Source organism: Luteibacter sp., from assembly GCF_051958795.1.
GTDB lineage: Bacteria > Pseudomonadota > Gammaproteobacteria > Xanthomonadales > Rhodanobacteraceae > Luteibacter.
The window spans coordinates 1-16,502 of sequence record NZ_JBQCFT010000257.1 but is presented as its reverse complement, the minus strand read 5'-3'; the positions used below and the strand labels follow the sequence as shown (position 1 = coordinate 16,502).

At 65.6% G+C, this 16,502-nt stretch carries 17 protein-coding genes and 1 riboswitch; of the genes, 4 read left to right on the top strand and 13 right to left on the bottom strand.

Annotated features, from left to right (window positions below; translation table 11 throughout):
- Positions 1-32 precede the first annotated feature (32 nt).
- The 3 genes from ACTHLF_RS13400 to ACTHLF_RS13390 all read left to right on the top strand — a co-directional run bounded on the left by ACTHLF_RS13400 (position 33) and on the right by ACTHLF_RS13390 (position 2,364).
- Positions 33-866: a lysostaphin resistance A-like protein gene (locus tag ACTHLF_RS13400; protein ID WP_440327843.1), complete on the top strand. Its 834-nt coding sequence runs from the start codon at positions 33-35 to the stop codon at positions 864-866.
- Between the two features lie 42 nt (positions 867-908).
- Positions 909-1,448, top strand: a complete 540-nt coding sequence (locus tag ACTHLF_RS13395) for a DUF2878 domain-containing protein (RefSeq protein ID WP_440327842.1) — start codon at positions 909-911, stop codon at positions 1,446-1,448.
- 139 nt (positions 1,449-1,587) lie between these two features.
- On the top strand, positions 1,588-2,364 hold the full coding sequence (locus ACTHLF_RS13390) for an alpha/beta fold hydrolase (RefSeq protein ID WP_440327841.1): 777 nt from the start codon (positions 1,588-1,590) through the stop codon (positions 2,362-2,364).
- 15 nt (positions 2,365-2,379) lie between these two features.
- Here the strand turns inward: ACTHLF_RS13390 and ACTHLF_RS13385 are convergent, their stop codons facing one another.
- The 9 genes from ACTHLF_RS13385 to msuE all read right to left on the bottom strand — a co-directional run bounded on the left by ACTHLF_RS13385 (position 2,380) and on the right by msuE (position 11,961).
- Positions 2,380-3,279, bottom strand: a complete 900-nt coding sequence (locus tag ACTHLF_RS13385; RefSeq protein ID WP_440327840.1) for a LysR substrate-binding domain-containing protein — start codon at positions 3,277-3,279, stop codon at positions 2,380-2,382.
- A 19-nt stretch (positions 3,280-3,298) separates the two neighbouring features.
- Positions 3,299-4,189 (bottom strand): 3-hydroxyisobutyrate dehydrogenase, encoded by an 891-nt coding sequence (gene mmsB / locus ACTHLF_RS13380; protein WP_440327839.1) that lies wholly within the window; start codon positions 4,187-4,189, stop codon positions 3,299-3,301.
- Positions 4,186-5,367 carry an enoyl-CoA hydratase/isomerase family protein gene (locus ACTHLF_RS13375; protein WP_440327838.1) on the bottom strand — a complete coding sequence of 394 codons (1,182 nt, stop codon included), beginning with the start codon at positions 5,365-5,367 and terminating at the stop codon, positions 4,186-4,188. The genes mmsB and ACTHLF_RS13375 overlap by 4 nt, the downstream gene beginning before the upstream one ends.
- The gene (locus ACTHLF_RS13370) at positions 5,364-6,158 is read right to left on the bottom strand and encodes an enoyl-CoA hydratase (RefSeq protein WP_440327837.1); all 795 of its coding nucleotides are present in this window, start codon (positions 6,156-6,158) and stop codon (positions 5,364-5,366) included. The genes ACTHLF_RS13375 and ACTHLF_RS13370 overlap by 4 nt, the downstream gene beginning before the upstream one ends.
- A complete protein-coding gene (locus tag ACTHLF_RS13365) occupies positions 6,155-7,330 on the bottom strand; it encodes an acyl-CoA dehydrogenase family protein (RefSeq protein WP_440327836.1) in 1,176 nt (391 codons plus the stop codon). Before ACTHLF_RS13365 ends, ACTHLF_RS13370 begins: the two co-directional genes overlap by 4 nt.
- An 11-nt stretch (positions 7,331-7,341) precedes the next feature.
- Positions 7,342-8,865, bottom strand: coding sequence for a CoA-acylating methylmalonate-semialdehyde dehydrogenase (locus tag ACTHLF_RS13360; protein ID WP_440327835.1), 1,524 nt, complete (start codon positions 8,863-8,865; stop codon positions 7,342-7,344).
- 126 nt (positions 8,866-8,991) lie between these two features.
- Positions 8,992-9,207, bottom strand: a riboswitch (cobalamin riboswitch).
- Positions 9,208-9,259: 52 nt separating this feature from the next.
- Positions 9,260-10,288 carry a methionine synthase gene (locus ACTHLF_RS13355; RefSeq protein WP_440327834.1) on the bottom strand — a complete coding sequence of 343 codons (1,029 nt, stop codon included), beginning with the start codon at positions 10,286-10,288 and terminating at the stop codon, positions 9,260-9,262.
- Between the two features lie 29 nt (positions 10,289-10,317).
- The gene (locus ACTHLF_RS13350; RefSeq protein WP_440327833.1) at positions 10,318-11,301 is read right to left on the bottom strand and encodes a DUF1852 domain-containing protein; all 984 of its coding nucleotides are present in this window, start codon (positions 11,299-11,301) and stop codon (positions 10,318-10,320) included.
- 78 nt (positions 11,302-11,379) lie between these two features.
- Entirely contained in the window at positions 11,380-11,961 is a 582-nt protein-coding gene (gene msuE / locus ACTHLF_RS13345) for an FMN reductase (protein WP_440327832.1), read from the bottom strand.
- 100 nt (positions 11,962-12,061) lie between these two features.
- Between msuE and ACTHLF_RS13340 the strand changes: the two genes are divergently transcribed.
- Positions 12,062-12,919 carry a methylenetetrahydrofolate reductase gene (locus ACTHLF_RS13340; RefSeq protein WP_440327831.1) on the top strand — a complete coding sequence of 286 codons (858 nt, stop codon included), beginning with the start codon at positions 12,062-12,064 and terminating at the stop codon, positions 12,917-12,919.
- Positions 12,920-13,006: 87 nt separating this feature from the next.
- Here the strand turns inward: ACTHLF_RS13340 and ACTHLF_RS13335 are convergent, their stop codons facing one another.
- From ACTHLF_RS13335 to bufB, 4 genes are all read right to left on the bottom strand, one after another.
- Positions 13,007-13,468, bottom strand: a complete 462-nt coding sequence (locus ACTHLF_RS13335; protein WP_440327830.1) for a GFA family protein — start codon at positions 13,466-13,468, stop codon at positions 13,007-13,009.
- The gene (locus tag ACTHLF_RS13330; protein WP_440327829.1) at positions 13,461-14,873 is read right to left on the bottom strand and encodes a chloride channel protein; all 1,413 of its coding nucleotides are present in this window, start codon (positions 14,871-14,873) and stop codon (positions 13,461-13,463) included. The genes ACTHLF_RS13335 and ACTHLF_RS13330 overlap by 8 nt, the downstream gene beginning before the upstream one ends.
- Before the next feature lie 60 nt (positions 14,874-14,933).
- Entirely contained in the window at positions 14,934-15,701 is a 768-nt protein-coding gene (locus tag ACTHLF_RS13325) for an HvfC/BufC family peptide modification chaperone (protein WP_440327828.1), read from the bottom strand.
- On the bottom strand, positions 15,698-16,502 hold an 805-nt coding region (gene bufB / locus ACTHLF_RS13320), incomplete at its 5' end, for an MNIO family bufferin maturase (protein ID WP_440327827.1). The genes ACTHLF_RS13325 and bufB, both read right to left, overlap by 4 nt.

Genomic DNA, 16,502 nt, shown 5'->3' with positions numbered 1-16,502 from the left:
ACCCTGTCGGCCTCCCCCACGCGAATCAAGCCGTGACCGACGCCCAATCCTCAAAGCGACCGCTCATCTGGTTCCTGTTCTGGCTTGTCGCGCTGAGCGCGCCGGTCTGTTCGCTGTCGGTAGCCATCGGTAGCGAGCCGCCCATGATCTCGCGCATGCTGATGTGGTGCCCCGGCACCGCCGCGCTGCTTACCTGCCTGATCTGCCACCTGGACTTCCGCTCGCTTGGCTGGAGTTGGCCACGCGCGCGGCATCTGGGCTGGAGTTACGCGCTCCCCTGGCTTTATGCCGTGCCAGTCTATCTGCTGGCATGGGCGATGATTCCCGGCGCATTCCAGTGGGATCATTTCAGCGCACCGCTCGCGGCGACATTCAAAATCACCACGCATCCCACTGCATTTGCGGCGTTCTTCGGTATTCCTACCACGATGGTGTTCATCGTCCTCGGCACCATGGCTTGGACGCTCGGCGAGGAACTTGGCTGGCGTGGCTTCCTGGTGCCGCGGCTGTACGCCCGGTGGGGCTACGTGGGGACCAGTTTCGCCGTCGGCTTGCTTTGGGCGGTCTGGCACTACCCCGTTCTTCTCGGCGCCGATTACAACGCAGGTACGCCCGCTGCATACGCTATCAGCTGCTTCACCGTCATGGTGGTGGGCCTGAGCTTCGTGATGACCTGGCTACGCATGGCATCGGGCAGCGTCTGGCCTTGCGTGATCCTGCATGCGGTGCATAACACCCTGATCCAGGGCGTGCTTGATGCGTCGACCGCGACCGACGGCCGTGCACCCTACGTCACCACGGAGTTTGGCTTTGGCCTGGCTGTGACGCTTGGCGTTTGCGCCGTCGTGCTTGCATCCAACCGGTGATCCGCTACGTATATCCACTAGGTACATACAAATGGGATTCCCATGTGGATGCGCATCATCAACTTCGTCGGTTACCAGGCATTGTGGTTTGCCCTGGTGGTCGGTGCGTCGCGCGGCGCGACGACCGTGCCGGTCATCATTGCGTGCGCGTTCGTGGCCGTGCAGCTTCCGTTCGGCTCTGATCCCATGGCCGATGTTCGCCGCCTGATCTTGGCTGTTGCCTTCGGCACGTTTGTGGATGGCGTGCCGTCGCTGCTCGGATGGTGGCACTACGCCACGCCGTCACCCGCGTTCCCTGCGGGCGGCGCGCCACTATGGATCCTTGCGCTATGGGCTTCGTTCGCGACCACGATTGATCGTTCGCTCCGCGTGGTGCGCACACACCCGTGGCTCGGCGTAATCCTTGGCGCAGTCGGCGGGCCCGCGGCTTATGAAGCCGCCGCGCGTGGATGGCAAGCGGTGGTATTCAGCTGTCCACCCTCGTTGTACCTGGGTTGGCTGGGTGTGAATTGGGCCGTCGCCATGGCGTTGCTAGTGCGTGGCGTGAGCGGCCCCGAGGCGATGTCCCAGCCTTCCCCCTAGCGTGCCCCGTAGCTTGCCCCTTTGCCAACCGCCTGGCTAGCCGGCGACATTGCGGCCGTCACATTCCCAGGCGCATCCTCCGAGCTACCACCCCTGCCGTCATCCAGGCCCTCGACCAGCCCGCCACCGGAGACCGCCCATGAACCGTCGCGAATTCTCGACCCGCATGATCCTTGGCCTTTCCGCCGTGGCGCTGTCGACAAGGGCCATGGCGCTCCAGGCCGCCGGCATGGCGGCGCCCACCAAGGCAAGGAACATCGTCATGGTCCACGGCCTTTTCGCCGACGGCTCGTCGTGGTCGGAGGTGATTCCCCTGCTGCAGGCGAAGGGCTTGAACGTCACGTCGGTGCAGAACCCGCTGACGACCCTGCCTGAAGCCGTCGAGGCCTGCCGACGCGTGCTCGACCGTCAGGACGGCCCGACCGTGCTCGTGGGCCATTCGTTCTCCGGCATGATCGTGACGGAAGCCGGCGTGCACCCGAAGGTAGCGTCGCTGGTGTACGTCGCGGCGCGCGCACCGGACGCTGGCGAGGACTACACGGCCCTGGCGAAGAAGTACCCCACGCCACCCGCGTCCAACGGCATCGTGTTCGATGGCGATGAAGGGCGTCTCACGGAAGAAGCCTTCCTGCGCGATTTCGCGGGCGACCTGCCGAAGGACAAGGCCCTTGCGCTCTATGCGGTGCAGGAGCCCTTCAAGAAGGCGTTGCTAACCGGCAAGACGACGAACGCCGCGTGGCGCCAGAAACCGAGCTTCTATGCGGTGTCGACCGAGGACCGCACCATCAACCCTGACCTCGAACGCTACATGGCGAAGCGCATGAATGCGCAGACCATCGAACTGAAGGCCAGCCACGTCTCGATGATTTCGCATCCCCGCGAGATCGCTGACCTGATACTGAGGGCTGCAGGCTGATGCGCGTCAGCCATTTCAACGAACCCCAGCCCGCCCCCGCGCCCGCGCCAGTTCAAAGAACGCGGTGACGTAATCGATATCCATATCGGTTTCCCGTACACCCAGGTGGATCTGCTTGGCGATACCGCCCTTGCCGAGGCGAAGGGCTACCAGCGGCATCTTCTCCGCGTATTCCTCGGCAAGCCAGCGCGGCAGCGCCGCGACACCGCGGCCGCTCGCCACCATCTGCATCATGATGTCCGTGGTCTCGATCGCCTTCTGCTTCCGCGGGCTGATGCCGGCGGGCTGCAGGAACTGGCTATACACGTCAAGGCGGTCGAGCGTGACCGGATACGTGATGAGCACTTCGTTCGACAAGTGCTCCGGCTTAAGCCACTCGTGGCCAGCCAGGGCATGCGACTGGCTCACGACGAGTACCTGCTCGTAGTCGAACACCGGCTCGTAGTGCAGGCCGGTCTTGTACAACGGATCCGGTGTAACCAGCAGGTCGATCTCGTGCCCGAACAGCGCGCCGATGCCGCCGAACTGGAATTTCTGCTTCACGTCGACATCGACTTCCGGCCACGCCTTCAGGTACGGCGACACGATCTTCAACAGCCACTGGTAGCAGGGGTGGCACTCCATCCCGATCCGCAGGGTGCCACGCTCGCCTTGCGCAAACTGACGCAGGCGCGCTTCGGCGAGTTCGAATTGGGGAATGAGGCGATTGGCGACGGCGAGCAGATATTCCCCGGCCTGTGTCAGGCGCAAGGCACGGCCCTGGCGAAGCCAGAGCTCCGCACCAAGCTCGCGTTCGAGCTTGCGCATGGTATGGCTTAGCGCCGACTGGGTCAGGCACAGGAACTCGGCTGCTTTTGTCAGCGAGCCCTGCTGCTCCACGGCGCGAAGGATGGTGAGGTGTCCGCGCTCTAGCATGAAGAAGTGTCCTGCTTACTCATGCGTCAGGCGCAGCCAGCTTCACGATGCTCGAGAAGTCGAGACCGCCGCGCCCCGCTTTGCTGTTTAGCGCGTACAGGTTCCGCGCCAGTTCGCCCAGCGGGATCGCCGCGCCGACGCCCATCGCGGCTTCCGCAGCCAGGCCGAGATCCTTGAGCATCAGGTCCGTGCCGAAGCCGCCGGTATAGCCGCGCGACGCTGGCGCATTCTCCAGCACGCCGGGCCACGGGTTGCATACCTCGGTCGCCCAGCTGCGGCCCGTGCTCACAGCCATCATCTGCGAGAGCACCGCCGGGTCCAGCCCGTGTGCCGCGCCGAGTGCCAGTGCCTCGCCGGTCACGGCCATGATGACGCCCAGTGCCATGTTGTTGCAGAGCTTCGCGACCTGGCCCGCGCCGCTGTCGCCCACGTGGAAGATGTTCTTGCCCATCGCGTTCAGTACCGGTCGCGCGCGCTCCAGTGCTTCGTTCGTGCCACCGACGATAAACGTCAGGGTGCCGGCGGCGGCGCCGGCCGTGCCGCCGGAGACCGGCGCATCCAGCATGGCGAGGGCGCGCCCGGCCGCAGCCTCGCTGACCTTCTTCGCCACGGCAGGTGCGATGGTGCTGCAGTCGATGACCAGCGCGCCATCGGGAATCAGGGGAAGGATGCCTTCCGTCCCGAGGTAAAGCCCTTCGACATGTCGGCTCGCCGGCAGCATCGAGATCACGATCTCGGCGCCGGCCAGCGTGTCGCGTGCGCTCGTCGCGGCGACCGCACCATGGCTCACGGCGGTGGCAACGGCATCGGGTACCAGGTCGAATACGCGCAGCGCGTGGCCGGCCTTGAGGAGGTTGGTGGCCATCGGGCCACCCATGTTGCCCAGCCCGATGAAGGCGATCTGCGTCATTGTGGCTTCGCTCCGGAATGCGTCGTGGCACCGAGGTCGGCGAGCGGATGGCCCGCCGCGTCCCATGTCAGTTGGAAAAAGGTGTCGGCCCAGTCGCTCGAGGCGTCGGCCAACGTTGCCGGCCGCCAGCGCGGCTGGCGGTCCTTGTCGATGAGCAGCGCGCGAATGCCTTCCATGAAGTCGCCATGGGCCGCGCAATGCAGCGAGGCGATGTACTCCAGCCGGAACACATCGGCCAGCGAAAGGTCGGCGGCGCGGCGCTGCAGTTCGTAAGCGAGGCGCGCGGAACCCGGCGCGCCGGCCGCGAGGGTTTCCCTGGCGGTGGCCAGCCACGGGTCGTCGCCCTCCATGCCAAGGATGCCTTCGACGATGGCATCGAGGCTGTCGCTCGCGACGACGGCGGCAATGCTCGCCTGGTGTGCCTGGAGAGGGCCCGGTGCCGCGGGTGAAGCGAAACCAGCCAGCACGTTATCCACCGCCTTCGCGTTGTCGCCAGCGTCTTCGCTCCAGTTCGCGGCGGCCAATGCGGCCAGGACGGCGTCGCGCTGGTCGCTGGCGATCTGGATATCGGCCATGTTCGCGTAGATGGCATCGCCCGCATTCAGTGCTGCGCCCGTGAGGGCGAGGAAAAGGCCGCCCCGCAGCGGTACACGGTGGAGCAGCCAGCTGCCGCCGACATCCGGGTAGAGGCCGACGGTGATTTCCGGGAAGGCGAGGCGCGAGCGCTCGGTGACCACGCGGTGGCTCGCACCGGCCATGAGGCCCATGCCGCCGCCCATAACGATGCCATGCCCCCAGCACACGATCGGCTTGGCATAGGTGTGGATGCGGTAGTCCAGACGATACTCGACCTCGAAGAACTCGCTCGCGTAGCGGTTCTCACGGACGTCGGCATGGCCGCCCTCGCGGTATGCCTGCATCGAGCGGTACAGACCATGCAGGTCGCCGCCTGCGCAGAAGGCCTTTTCGCCTGCGCCCTGCAGCACCACTAAAGCGATCGTAGGATCGTCCGCCCACGCAGCCAGGCGTTCATCCAGCAGCCGGGCCATGTCGAGCGACAGGCCGTTGAGCGTGCGCGGCGCGTTGAGCGTGGCGATACCAATCCGGAACGAACCCGCTGGCCGCTCTTCAAACAGCACGGGGCTTTCGTCCTGCGGCTGGGCAACGTTCGCGGTCATGCGTTGGTCCACTCGGGCGCGCGCTTGTCGAGGAACGCCTGGACGCCCTCGCGCTGGTCGGCGGTGTCGAACAGATCGACGAAGGCTTCCCGCTCCGCCACCAGTGCGGTGGACAACGGCTGCGAGCGCGTGGCCTGCACCAGGCGCTTACAGGCGGCGAGACTCACCGGGCTCTGCTTCGTCGCCTTTTCGGCCCATGCAAGCGCGAGCGCCTTGCCTTCGCCCTTCGGCGCGACGGCTTCCACGAGGCCGATGCGTTCGGCCGTGGCCGCATCCACGCGCTCGCCCAGCAGGATCATGCGCTTGGCCCAGCCTTCACCGACCAGCCGGGCCAGGTTCTGCGTGCCGCCGGCGCAGGGAAGCAGGCCCACGCTCGCCTCCGGAAGGGCCATCTGCGCGTGTGCCTCGGCGATGCGCAGGTCGCATGCGAGCGCGCACTCGAGGCCACCGCCCATCGCATAGCCGTTGATGGCGGCGATGCTCACGCCGCGGAACGCAGACAACGTCTCGAACGCCTCGCCGAAACGTCGTGCCGCTTCGCGCGCGACCGCCTTGTCGCCATCGGCGAACTGCTTCAGGTCGGCGCCGGCCGAGAAGAACTTCTCGCCATCGCCGGTGATCACCAGCGCGTAGACGGAGCGGTCGGCATCCAGTGCGCGGACGAGATCGCGCAGGCCGGCAAGGCTCTCCCGCGTCCAGGTATGTGCGGGTGGATTGGTGAGCGTGATGACCGCCGTGTGGCCTTCATGGGCGACATGCAGGCCCGGGTAGGCCGTGTCCGCGTGACTCATCGCAATTCCTCGTCGGTGTTGAGCAGGTGGCGCGCCACGATGACGCGCATGATTTCGTTGGTGCCTTCCAGGATCTGGTGGACCCGGCAATCGCGGAGCAGCCGTTCCACGGGGTACTCGCGGATGTAACCGTAGCCGCCGTGGATCTGCAGTGCGTCGTTGCAGATGGCGAAGCCTGCGTCGGTGGCGAAGCGCTTGGCCATCGCACACCACACGGTCGCATCGTGGCTGCCGACATCCAGCTTGCGCGCGGCGGTGTGCACCATCTGCCGCGCGGCGACCAGTTCCGTGGCCATGTCAGCGAGTTTGAACTGCAGGGCCTGGAACTCCGCCAGCTTCTTGCCGAACTGCCGGCGTTCGCCCATGTAGCGGCGCGCCGCATCGAGCGCACCCTGCGCCGCGCCGAGCGAGCAGGCGGCGATGTTCAACCGGCCGCCGTCGAGCCCCTTCATCGCGATGCGAAAGCCCTCGCCTTCGGCACCCAGCCGATGGTCAGCAGGGACGCGCACGCCATCGAAGGTCACGCCGCGCGTGGGCTGGCTGTGCCAACCCATCTTTTCCTCGTTCCGTCCGTAGCTGATGCCGTCGGCATCGGCAGGCACGGCGAAGGCGGTAATGCCCTTCGGGCCATCACCACCGGTGCGGGCCATCACCACCAGCATGTCGGTCGCGCCGGCGCCCGAGATGAAGGCCTTGCCGCCATGGATGACGTAGTGGTCACCGTCGCGTTCCGCCCGGGTTCGCAGGGAACCCGCATCGGAACCCGCGCCCGGCTCGGTCAGGCAGTACGACGCGAGGCGTGCGCCGCTCGCCAGCGACGGGGACCAGGCGTCGCGCAACGCCGGGGTGGCATGCGCCGCGAGCATCCATGTCGCCATGTTGTGGATGCTGATGAACGCGGCCGTGGAAGGATCCACCGCCGCCAGCTCTTCGAACACGATGGCCGCATCGAGGCGCGTGAGCCCCGAGCCACCGGCCTCCTCGGGCACGTAGAGCCCGCAGAAACCCAGCTCACCGGCCTTGCCGATGGCCTCACGCGGGAACTCGCTTTCGGCGTCCCAATGAGCGGCATGCGGGCCGAGTTCGGCGAGCGCGAACTCCCGTGCCGCCTCCCGGAAGGCCGCCTGGTCGTCACTCAACCCCACCAGGCCAGGGGTGGCATGCATATCCATGGCGGCGGCCATCAGCGCAGGTGGATCGTGGTGTTGACGCCGGCGTGGAGCGTTTCGTCGTCAAACCAGCGCTGGGTGACCGTCTTGGTCTGCGTATAGAACTGGATCACCTGCTTGCCGTACGGGCCGAGATCGCCCAGCTTGGAAGCGCGCGAGCCGGTGAACGAGAACAGCGGGACGGGCACCGGGATAGGCACGTTGATGCCGACCTGGCCGACATCGATGTCTTCCTGGAAACGCCGCGCCGCCGCACCGCTCTGGGTGAACACGGCCGTGCCGTTGCCGTTGGGGTTCGCATTGACCAGTTCGATGGCTTCATCGAGCGAATCGGCCGCGAGGATGACGAGCACGGGGCCGAAGATTTCTTCGTCGTAGATGCGCATGCCCGGCTTCACGTTCGAAAAGATCGTGGGGCCCACGAAGTTGCCGTCATCGAAACCCGGCACCGAAGGCTTGCGGCCGTCGAGCTCCAGGGTGGCGCCCTGTTCCACGCCGGCGGCGATCAGCGCTTCGACGCGGTCGCGCGCGGCGCAAGAAATCAGCGGGCCGACATCGGTGCCCGTTTCCGTACCGGCATTGACCTTGAGCATGCGTGCCTTCGCGACGAGGTCGGGAATCCACGTGCGTGCTTCACCGACCAGCACCGCGGTGGAAGCCGCCATGCAACGCTGGCCCGCCGCGCCGAACGCCGCGCCGGCGAGGGCGTTGAGCGTCTGCTCCTTGTTCGCATCCGGAAGGACCACGGCGTGGTTCTTCGCACCCATCATGCACTGGGCGCGTTTGCCAGCGAGCGTGGCGCGCTGGTAGACGTGCGTACCCACGCGGGTGGAACCCACAAAAGAGATGGCCTTGATCGTCGGGTGGTCGCACAGCGCGTTCACGACATCCTCGCCACCGTGCACGACGTTCAGCACGCCCTTGGGAATGCCGGCCTCCAGCGCGAGTTCGACCAGGCGCATGGTGACCATCGGATCCTGCTCGGAGGGCTTGAGCACGAAGGTATTGCCCGTCGCGATCGCCATGGGGAACATCCACAGCGGGATCATCGCCGGGAAGTTGAACGGCGTGATGCCGGCGCACACGCCGAGCGGCTGCAGCAAGGTGTACGTGTCGACGCCGTTCGCGACGTTGTTCGCGAGCTCGCCAAGCTGCAGGTTGCCGATCGCGGCGGCGTGTTCCACCACCTCGAGGCCACGGAACACATCGCCCTCGGCATCCGGCAGCGTCTTGCCCTGTTCCGCCGTCAGCAGGGCGGCCAGCTCACCCATGTGCTCGCGGATAAGCTGCTGGTACTTCAGGAAAATGCGCGCGCGCGTGCCGATGGGCGTCTTGCGCCAGGTCTTGAACGCTTCGGCCGCCGCGGCCACTGCGGCATCCACCTCGGCCGTGGTGGCGAAGGGCACGTGGGCAAGCACGGCCTGCGTGGCCGGGTTGACCACCGGCCGCCAGTCGTTCGTGGTGGATTCCACGAAGGCGCCATCGATAACGAGCTTCACCGTCGCGACGGTGGGGTTTACTCGGTCCAGCTTATTCATGGTCATGTCTCCAGATCGCACACCCGCGAGTTGAGCGGGCGGAGGAGACAAGACGAGACAGGGCGTGGGGCAACCGCGGCCTGGATCAGCTCGCCTGGTTGCCCTCCGCAACACCCGGGAACAGCGCATACGCGCCGACACAGGCCGGTCTCCGGGCTTGCGAGCGGGGCCGTGGCCCCACCCCAGCGCCTTCCCGCGCATGTGCGCAGTGGCTTGTCGCCGGGTGTTCTCGCCTACCGTTGCGGGGGCAGCGCCGGAATGGGGTGTTGGCACCCGGACCGGCTTCCCGTTTCACCCTGCACGCTATGACAGCGGCAGGACACCTGTGGTCCGCCGAGTCTGGACGGGACGGCGCCCGTCGGCAAGCTGCAATGCGGAAAATGAAGGAATGATGTCAGCGGGAGAGTTCTTCGCGAACGATCGCCGCGCCGGCGCTAAGCGCATGGAGCTTGCCCCGTGCCACCTTGCGCGCCAGGGGTGCCATCCCGCAGTTGGTGGACGGATAGAGCTTGTCGGCGTCGACGAAGCGCAGGGCCTTGCGCAGCGTATTGGCCACATCTTCCGGCGTCTCAACGATGTCCGAGGCCACGTCGATCGCGCCGACCATCACCTTCTTGCCCCTTACGAGTTCGATCAGGTCGATCGGGACATGCGAGTTGTGGCACTCCAGCGAGATGATGTCGATGTTCGACCGCTGCAGCTTCGGGAACGACTCCTCGTACTGGCGCCATTCCGAGCCGAGCGTCTTCTTCCAGTCGGTGTTCGCCTTGATGCCGTAGCCATAGCAGATGTGCACGGCGGTCTCGCACTTGAGGCCTTCGATGGCGCGTTCGAGGGCGGCAACGCCCCAGTCGTTCACTTCGTCGAAGAAGACGTTGAACGCCGGCTCATCGAACTGGATGATGTCGACGCCAGCGGCCTCCAGCTCCTTCGCTTCCTGGTTGAGGATCTTTGCGAACTCCCAGGCGAGCTTCTCGCGGCTCTTGTAGTGAGCGTCGTAAAGCGTGTCGATCATCGTCATCGGGCCGGGCAACGCCCACTTGATCGGCTGCCGGGTCTGCTGGCGCAGGAACTTCGCATCCTCGACGAAGACCGGCTTCGGCCGGCTCACGGCGCCCACCACGGTCGGCACGCTCGCGTCGTAGCGATCACGGATCCGGACGGTCTCGCGCTTCTCGAAGTCCACGCCGCTCAGGTGCTCGATGAACGTGGTGACGAAATGCTGGCGCGTCTGCTCGCCATCGCTGACGATATCGATGCCTGCGACCTGCTGTTCGTGCAGGGACAAGCGCAAGGCATCCTGCTTGCCTTCAACGAGCTGTTCGTTGTCCAGCTTCCAGGGCGACCAGAGCTGTTCCGGTTGTGCGAGCCAGGAAGGCTTGGGCAGGCTGCCAGCGGTCGACGTCGGGAGGATTCTTTTCATGGAGGGTTGTTTTCTTCTGGTCTGGTGGATCAGGCGGCGTAGCTGGCGGCCCACTGATCGAGGATGGCTTTGTACGGCTTGATGAAATGCTGATGCGTGAACTCGCCCTGCTTGACGGCCAGCTGGCTGCGCTCCTCGCGGTCGTAGACGATGCGCGTCAGGGAATAATCCTGATGCTTCAGGCTGGGCTGGTACGTGTGGCCGGCCGCGGAATTCGCGTTGTAGATCTCGGGTCGGTAGATCTTCTGGAACGTTTCCATGGTGCTGATGAGGCTGATGAGCTCGAGCGTGCTGTAACTGCCGAGCAGGTCACCACGGAAGTAGAAGGCGAGGGGTGCGACGCTATCCGGCGGCATGAAGAAGCGGACCTGCAGCCCCATCTTCTCGAAGTACTGGTCTGTCGATGAAAACTCGTTCTGCCGGTACTCGAGGCCGAGGATCGGATGCTGGATCCCCGTCCGATGGTAGGTCTTGCTGCTTGAAGCGCTGATGCAGATGACCGGCGGCTTGTTGAAGTGCTCTTTGTAGGCATCCGAGTTCAGGAAGTGCCTGAAGAGCTTGCCGTGCAGCTCGCCGAAGCCATCGGGCGCACCGAAGGTGGGTCGACCCTGGTTGTACTCGGGTAGCAGCACGCTGAAATCGTAGTCGCGCACATAGGATGAGAAGTTGTTTCCCACCATGCCATCGATGCGCTCACCGGTCTCGTTATCGACCACCGTCGTCTTCAGTATCTCGATCAGCGGGAACGCGTCGCCACTGTTGGCGGTGTCGATGGCCATCTCCACGGAAATGATGTCCAGCTCGACCGAGTAGCGATCCCGGCTGGGGTTGTCCCAGTGTGCGAGGCTGTTGAAACGGTTGTCGATCATCCGCAGGGTGTTGCGGAGGTTGTCTTCGCGACTCTCTCCCCTCGCGAGGTTCGCGAAGTTGGTCGTGATGCGGGTGCTCTCGGAGGGACGGTAGTCCTCATCGAAGCGCGTACTCTTGATGCGGAAGGTGAATTCCCTGCTCATGTCTGTCTTGCACCCTTGGTTCGTCGGCGGGATCTTGAGTCGCCGTGGTAGTTCGGGAAGCGATGGTCGGTCGCGCGTTCAGGCTGCCGCGACGTTTCCAGCGGCCGGGGACCCGGCACGGTGTGTCAGTGCGACCAGCGGCAAGGCACGCTCGACCGCCAGCCGCGCGCGCTCGATCAAGGCGTCGTTATGCAGCTGGTAATCGACGAAATCCTTGTCGGTCGCGTAGATGCCCAGGGGCAGCGTGCGTGCCTGGAAGAAGCTGAAGAGCGGCCGCAACTGGTGGTCGATCACCAGCGCATGGCGCTCGCTGCCGCCCGTGGCGGCCAGCAGGACAGGCTTATCGACCAGGGCGTCCTGGCCGATGAAATCGAAGAAATGCTTGAACAGCCCGGTATAGGCGCCGCGGTAGACCGGCGTCGCCACGATCAGGACATCCGCCTGTTCAACCGCTACGAGTTCCCGCTCCACGGCGTCCGGGAGCTGCGAACGCCAGATGGCTCCGCCCAGTTGTGGCGCGAGATGGCCCAGCTCCACCAGATGCCGGTCGCAGGCCACTTCGCTGGCGATCAGGTCCAGCAGGTGCACCGCCAGGGCCATGGCCCTGGAGGGACGCTGCAGACCGCCAGAGACGGCAACGGCACGGAGGGGACGGATCATGTTTACTCTTGCGTTGAGCGAGGGGAGCGGCGGGACCGCGTAAGCTTGGGATGCTAGCGACGGCTGGCCATGAAATAAAATGGTTAAATTTCACGGATCCATGAGCACGAATCATATGAACGGCCTCATAGACGGCTATTCGCTGGAGGTCGGTACGAAGAGCATGGCCGCCCTCACGGCGGCGGCGCCACGGATCCCGCCTGCGTCGACGATCTTCATTCCGTACCTGCCGGGCGAGAGCGATGAGGCACGGCTGGCCGCCGCGCGCACCGTGCGGGAGCTTGGCTTCGAGCCCATGCCACACATCGCCGTGCGGCATCTCCATTCGCTCGCTGAGCTTGATGCGTTCGTCGAACGCGCTGTCGCCGAGGCTGGCGTCGAGCGCTTCTTCCTCATCGCGGGTGACCTGTCGGTGCCCAAGGGACCGTTCGCCGAGAGCCTCGCGGTAATCGAGACGGGCGTGTTCGAGCGCTCGTGCGTCAAGGTGGTTGGCGTCGGCGGACATCCCGAGGCCCACTCGGTGATGAGCATGGCCGATCGGTGGGATGTACTGGAGCGCAAATGCCAGCACATCGGCGATCGCGGCATGACGCCCCTGATCGTTACGCAGTTCGCGTTCGATGCCGGCATCGTCCTGGCGTGGTTGAAAGAGCTGCGCGGGCGCGGCATCGGGCATGAGGTGCGCGTAGGCGTGCCGGGCCCCGCCGGCATTGCCGTACTCGCGCGCTACGCGGCCATGTGCGGCGTGGGTGCCGCCGCTTCAATGCTGGCCAAGTACGGCATTTCGATCGGCAAGCTGCTTGGTACGGCTGGGCCGGAGCATTTCGTTGAGCAGCTGGCTACGGGGCTGACGGAAGAAGACGGGACGGTGCATCTTCACTTTTTCCCGTTCGGTGGTGTCGAGAAGACCGTGGGATGGATCGAACGGCACGGCGGTATCGCTGACCACGCGCGTTAGCGCGCATGCCAGCGAATTGCGTTGGGGCCATGCCATGCAGACGGATTCGCGCCGGATGCACCGTTGTCGGGTGACGGATGATGGTCGCTAGGTCCTCAGCGCGCGCAAAAGCTCGGTAGCCGGCGCAGCACGACTCCAGCTAGGAACCCCTTCCGGAATCATCAGCCAGGCCTGCTTCCGCGCCGTCCAGATGTGCGCCACGCAATCGAGCTCATGGCTCTGGTCGAAGGTTCCAGCGCGGATGGCGACGACGCCGGGCCGCGCGGAGTTCGTGTTGAACACGCGGGTGTGGCATGTCGGGCAGATGCGCTGGTAAGAAATCTTGCCTTCGGAGCCGGGCAGCTCGAACAGCGCGAGCTCGCCGGTAACGGTGAACGTATCCTCCGGGACCAGGCACTGTTGACTGAAAGCACTACCGGTCCATGTCTGGCAATCAAGGCAGTGGCACGCGTACGTCAACGGCAAGGTGTTGCGGGAGAGCGCGTAGCGCACGCTTCCGCAGCGACAGCCTCCGGCAATGACGTCCAACGAGGGTGGCGTTTCAGTCATTACGGATAGCCCCGTTCTGGTGGAGGTCCTGGTCGTCAGTCGAGCCCGGCTCGCCTTGCCCAGCAACTGAGCCACTAACATCCCGTTTGCTCGCCTCATGCGCATCGATAAGCGCGTTGGCCAACGCCTTGTACACCGGCACCGGGCAAAGCACGCTCGACACCGCGCGGGCGAGAAGGCACGCCGCAAGGATGGGCAAGGCCATCGCGTGGTTCGCGGTGAGCTCGAGCGAAATGACCGATGCGGTCAACGGCGCCTGCGTCACGCCCGAGAGGTACGCCGCCATGCCCAGCAGAACCACGGCCTGCGTATTGGCCCCCGGCAGCAAGTGCGCGACGTTCTCACCCAATCCGGCACCCACCGCGAGCGCGGGGGAGAAGATGCCACCGGGAATGCCCGCCCAGCTGGACGCGATGTTGCCGAGGAACTTCAGCACGCCAAACAGCGGACCCGTATCGGAGTGCCCTTGCAGGATCGCCTGCGCCTGGGCATACCCCGTGCCGTACAGTCCATTGGCGCTCATCAGGCTGAGCAGGACCAGGGCGAGGCCGCACGCAGCGGCGAACACCACCGGCTGGCGTCCGCGCAGGCGCCCCATCACACCACGAAAGCCGCGCGCGGACGGGATGATCAGGCGTGCAAACAGGCCACCGGCAAGCCCGCCGACCACACCCGTGAGCAACACGGCGAGCCAGGCGCGGCCCAGCGGCAGATCGGCCGCGATGATGCCGAAGTAGGAGTAATTGCCAAGAATGCCGAGCGAGACGACACCGGCAATGATGACGGCGGTGAGCAGCGTGCCGCTCATGCGATGCTCGAACGTGCCGGACATCTCTTCGATCGCGAAGACCACGCCAGCCAGCGGTGTATTGAACGCGGCGGCAAGGCCGGCCGCGGAGCCGGCAAGGATGAAGCGCCCGGCCGAGGTGGGGTCATCGAAGCCGAAGCGCCGCCCGAGTGAATAGAGCAGTCCGGCGCCCACGTGCACGGTCGGACCCTCGCGGCCCACCGATGCACCGCCGAGAAGCGCGGCCAGCGTGAGGCCCATCTTGCCGACCGCGACGCGGAGCGCGAGGAGACGCTCGCGGAACGGATCTTCCTCGACCTTGAGTGCCGCGATCGCCTGTGGAATACCCGAGCCGCGCGTCGCCTTCAGCGCGCCCTGCGTGAGCCAGCTCAGCAACGCGAACGTCGCCGGTGTCAGCAGGAACGGCACCCACCAACCATGCGAGGCCATCGCGCGAAACCCCGCGAATGCCCAGTCGGCAGCCTGCGCGAAGAGCACGGCCGCAAGGCCCACGATGACCGCGCCGGTCCAGAACAGCACCCTGCGCCGCCACTGGTCGGGCGAGAGGAAACCATGGGAGGACAGACTCGAAAGGCGCGCCCGCAGGCGGTCTGGCATGGGCATCGGGAGCCATCGGGAAGCGAACGGATAGTCCCCATGATAACCCCCGGAGGATATTCAGCGGGTCAACACCGGTTCCCGGCCATCGGAAACGTCGGATATATCGCTCACGAGCCCGTCGTCGAACCACGCACGCAATAGCTGGCCCGCGCGCACGGTCACGTCGGTCTCGGGCTCGATGGCCGCCAGCTGCGCACAGAGTGCGCCGAACGTGGCACCCGACATGGCAGACACGAGGCACTCCGCTTCCCACGGCGCCATGCTGGTGAAGCGCGGCGTGAGGTCCGCCCGCCACACGCGCACGGCGACCGGCTCGGGCAGGACCATCGCGTCCGGTGGTACCGACGCTGCGTTCAAGGCTGCCCACAGCGCAGGCGCGTTGGAACGCATGGATCGGACGCGAAGCGACGGGATGAAGCGGAAGATGGCCTGATCCCAGTCCGTGACCGTGACGTCGTGCAAGGCGACGGGCGCCACGTCGGCGCCATAGAAAGCATCCCTCAGCGCGCCATCGAGCCATGCGATCTCGTCGCCTGGATCGGATGGTGGAAGCTCGCCAGCCAGGAATGCGGGAAAGTCCGCACCGTAGCGGTTAAGGTTCCAGTCGCCAGACGGGTGTGCCTCGATATATGCATTCGCGTACGCCGTGAATCGCTCCACCCCGAACCAGCGTTCCGCGCGCTCGTAGGTCTCGCGCAAAGCCTCCACCAGTTGGCCACGGACGTTGTTGGCGTAAACACGCAGCCCCGCCGAGGCGACGGATGCCTCCGGCGCATACTCGAGCAGCGCACCAAGCAACTGCCGCTGCATGCCGGCGAGGTTCATGCGGCCGCCGCCACCGATGTCGCGGCGATGGCACGTGCCTGCCCAAGCTCATCGAGCAGTTCCTGGAACGGCGGGATGTGGTCATCACGTTCGATCATCGTCGCCACCGGACCCAGCCGGGCGGTAAAGCGCGCATAGAGATCCCAGACAGAAGCGGGCACCGGTGCATCGTGGGTATCCACCAACAGATCGCGGCCCTGGCTGTGGCCGGCGAGATGGATCTGCCGGACGCGCTCCAGCGGGATCTGGTCCAGCCACTCATCGAGTCGCCGCGCGTGGTTCGTCGCGCTGACCACGATGTTGTTCACATCCAGCAGCAGGTAGCAGCCCGTGCGTTCGCACAGCGCGGCAAGGAACGCCGCCTCGGTCATGGCCGCCGGAAACTCGATGTACGTCGATGGATTCTCGAGGACCAGCGGGCGACCCAACACGTCCTGCGCGACCATCACGTTACGGCTCACCACGTCGAGCGCCTCCTCGTTGTACGGGAGCGGCAGCAGGTCGTGCGTCTGGATGCCGTCGACGCCTGTCCAGCAGACATGGTCGGACACCCACAGCGGATCGAAGCGATCGGCAAGCCGGCGGAGCTGGCGCAGGTAGTCCATGTCCAGGCCATCGACCGCACCAATGTTCATGGAGACGCCATGCAACGCGAGCGGGTACAGCGAGCGGACCTGCTCCAGCACATGCAGCGGCCGTCCACCGTCCACCATGAAGTTCTCGGAGATCACTTCGACGAAATCGAGCGGCTGGCGCGTCTCCAGCACGTCCTGGTAGTGCGGCACGCGCAGGCCCAGGCCG

Bases quoted from the DNA above. Each gene is read 5' to 3' on its own strand.
- ACTHLF_RS13340 (WP_440327831.1), top strand. From the start codon at position 12,062: ATGAGCACGAATCATATGAACGGCCTCATAGACGGCTATTCGCTGGAG.
- ACTHLF_RS13360 (WP_440327835.1), bottom strand. From the start codon at position 8,865: ATGAATAAGCTGGACCGAGTAAACCCCACCGTCGCGACGGTGAAGCTC.
- ACTHLF_RS13355 (WP_440327834.1), bottom strand. From the start codon at position 10,288: ATGAAAAGAATCCTCCCGACGTCGACCGCTGGCAGCCTGCCCAAGCCT.
- ACTHLF_RS13370 (WP_440327837.1), bottom strand. From the start codon at position 6,158: ATGAGTCACGCGGACACGGCCTACCCGGGCCTGCATGTCGCCCATGAA.
- ACTHLF_RS13350 (WP_440327833.1), bottom strand. From the start codon at position 11,301: ATGAGCAGGGAATTCACCTTCCGCATCAAGAGTACGCGCTTCGATGAG.
- msuE (WP_440327832.1), bottom strand. From the start codon at position 11,961: ATGATCCGTCCCCTCCGTGCCGTTGCCGTCTCTGGCGGTCTGCAGCGT.
- mmsB (WP_440327839.1), bottom strand. From the start codon at position 4,189: ATGACGCAGATCGCCTTCATCGGGCTGGGCAACATGGGTGGCCCGATG.
- ACTHLF_RS13375 (WP_440327838.1), bottom strand. From the start codon at position 5,367: ATGACCGCGAACGTTGCCCAGCCGCAGGACGAAAGCCCCGTGCTGTTT.
- ACTHLF_RS13325 (WP_440327828.1), bottom strand. From the start codon at position 15,701: ATGAACCTCGCCGGCATGCAGCGGCAGTTGCTTGGTGCGCTGCTCGAG.
- ACTHLF_RS13365 (WP_440327836.1), bottom strand. From the start codon at position 7,330: ATGGATATGCATGCCACCCCTGGCCTGGTGGGGTTGAGTGACGACCAG.
- ACTHLF_RS13385 (WP_440327840.1), bottom strand. From the start codon at position 3,279: ATGCTAGAGCGCGGACACCTCACCATCCTTCGCGCCGTGGAGCAGCAG.
- ACTHLF_RS13330 (WP_440327829.1), bottom strand. From the start codon at position 14,873: ATGCCAGACCGCCTGCGGGCGCGCCTTTCGAGTCTGTCCTCCCATGGT.
- ACTHLF_RS13335 (WP_440327830.1), bottom strand. From the start codon at position 13,468: ATGACTGAAACGCCACCCTCGTTGGACGTCATTGCCGGAGGCTGTCGC.
- ACTHLF_RS13390 (WP_440327841.1), top strand. From the start codon at position 1,588: ATGAACCGTCGCGAATTCTCGACCCGCATGATCCTTGGCCTTTCCGCC.
- ACTHLF_RS13395 (WP_440327842.1), top strand. From the start codon at position 909: ATGTGGATGCGCATCATCAACTTCGTCGGTTACCAGGCATTGTGGTTT.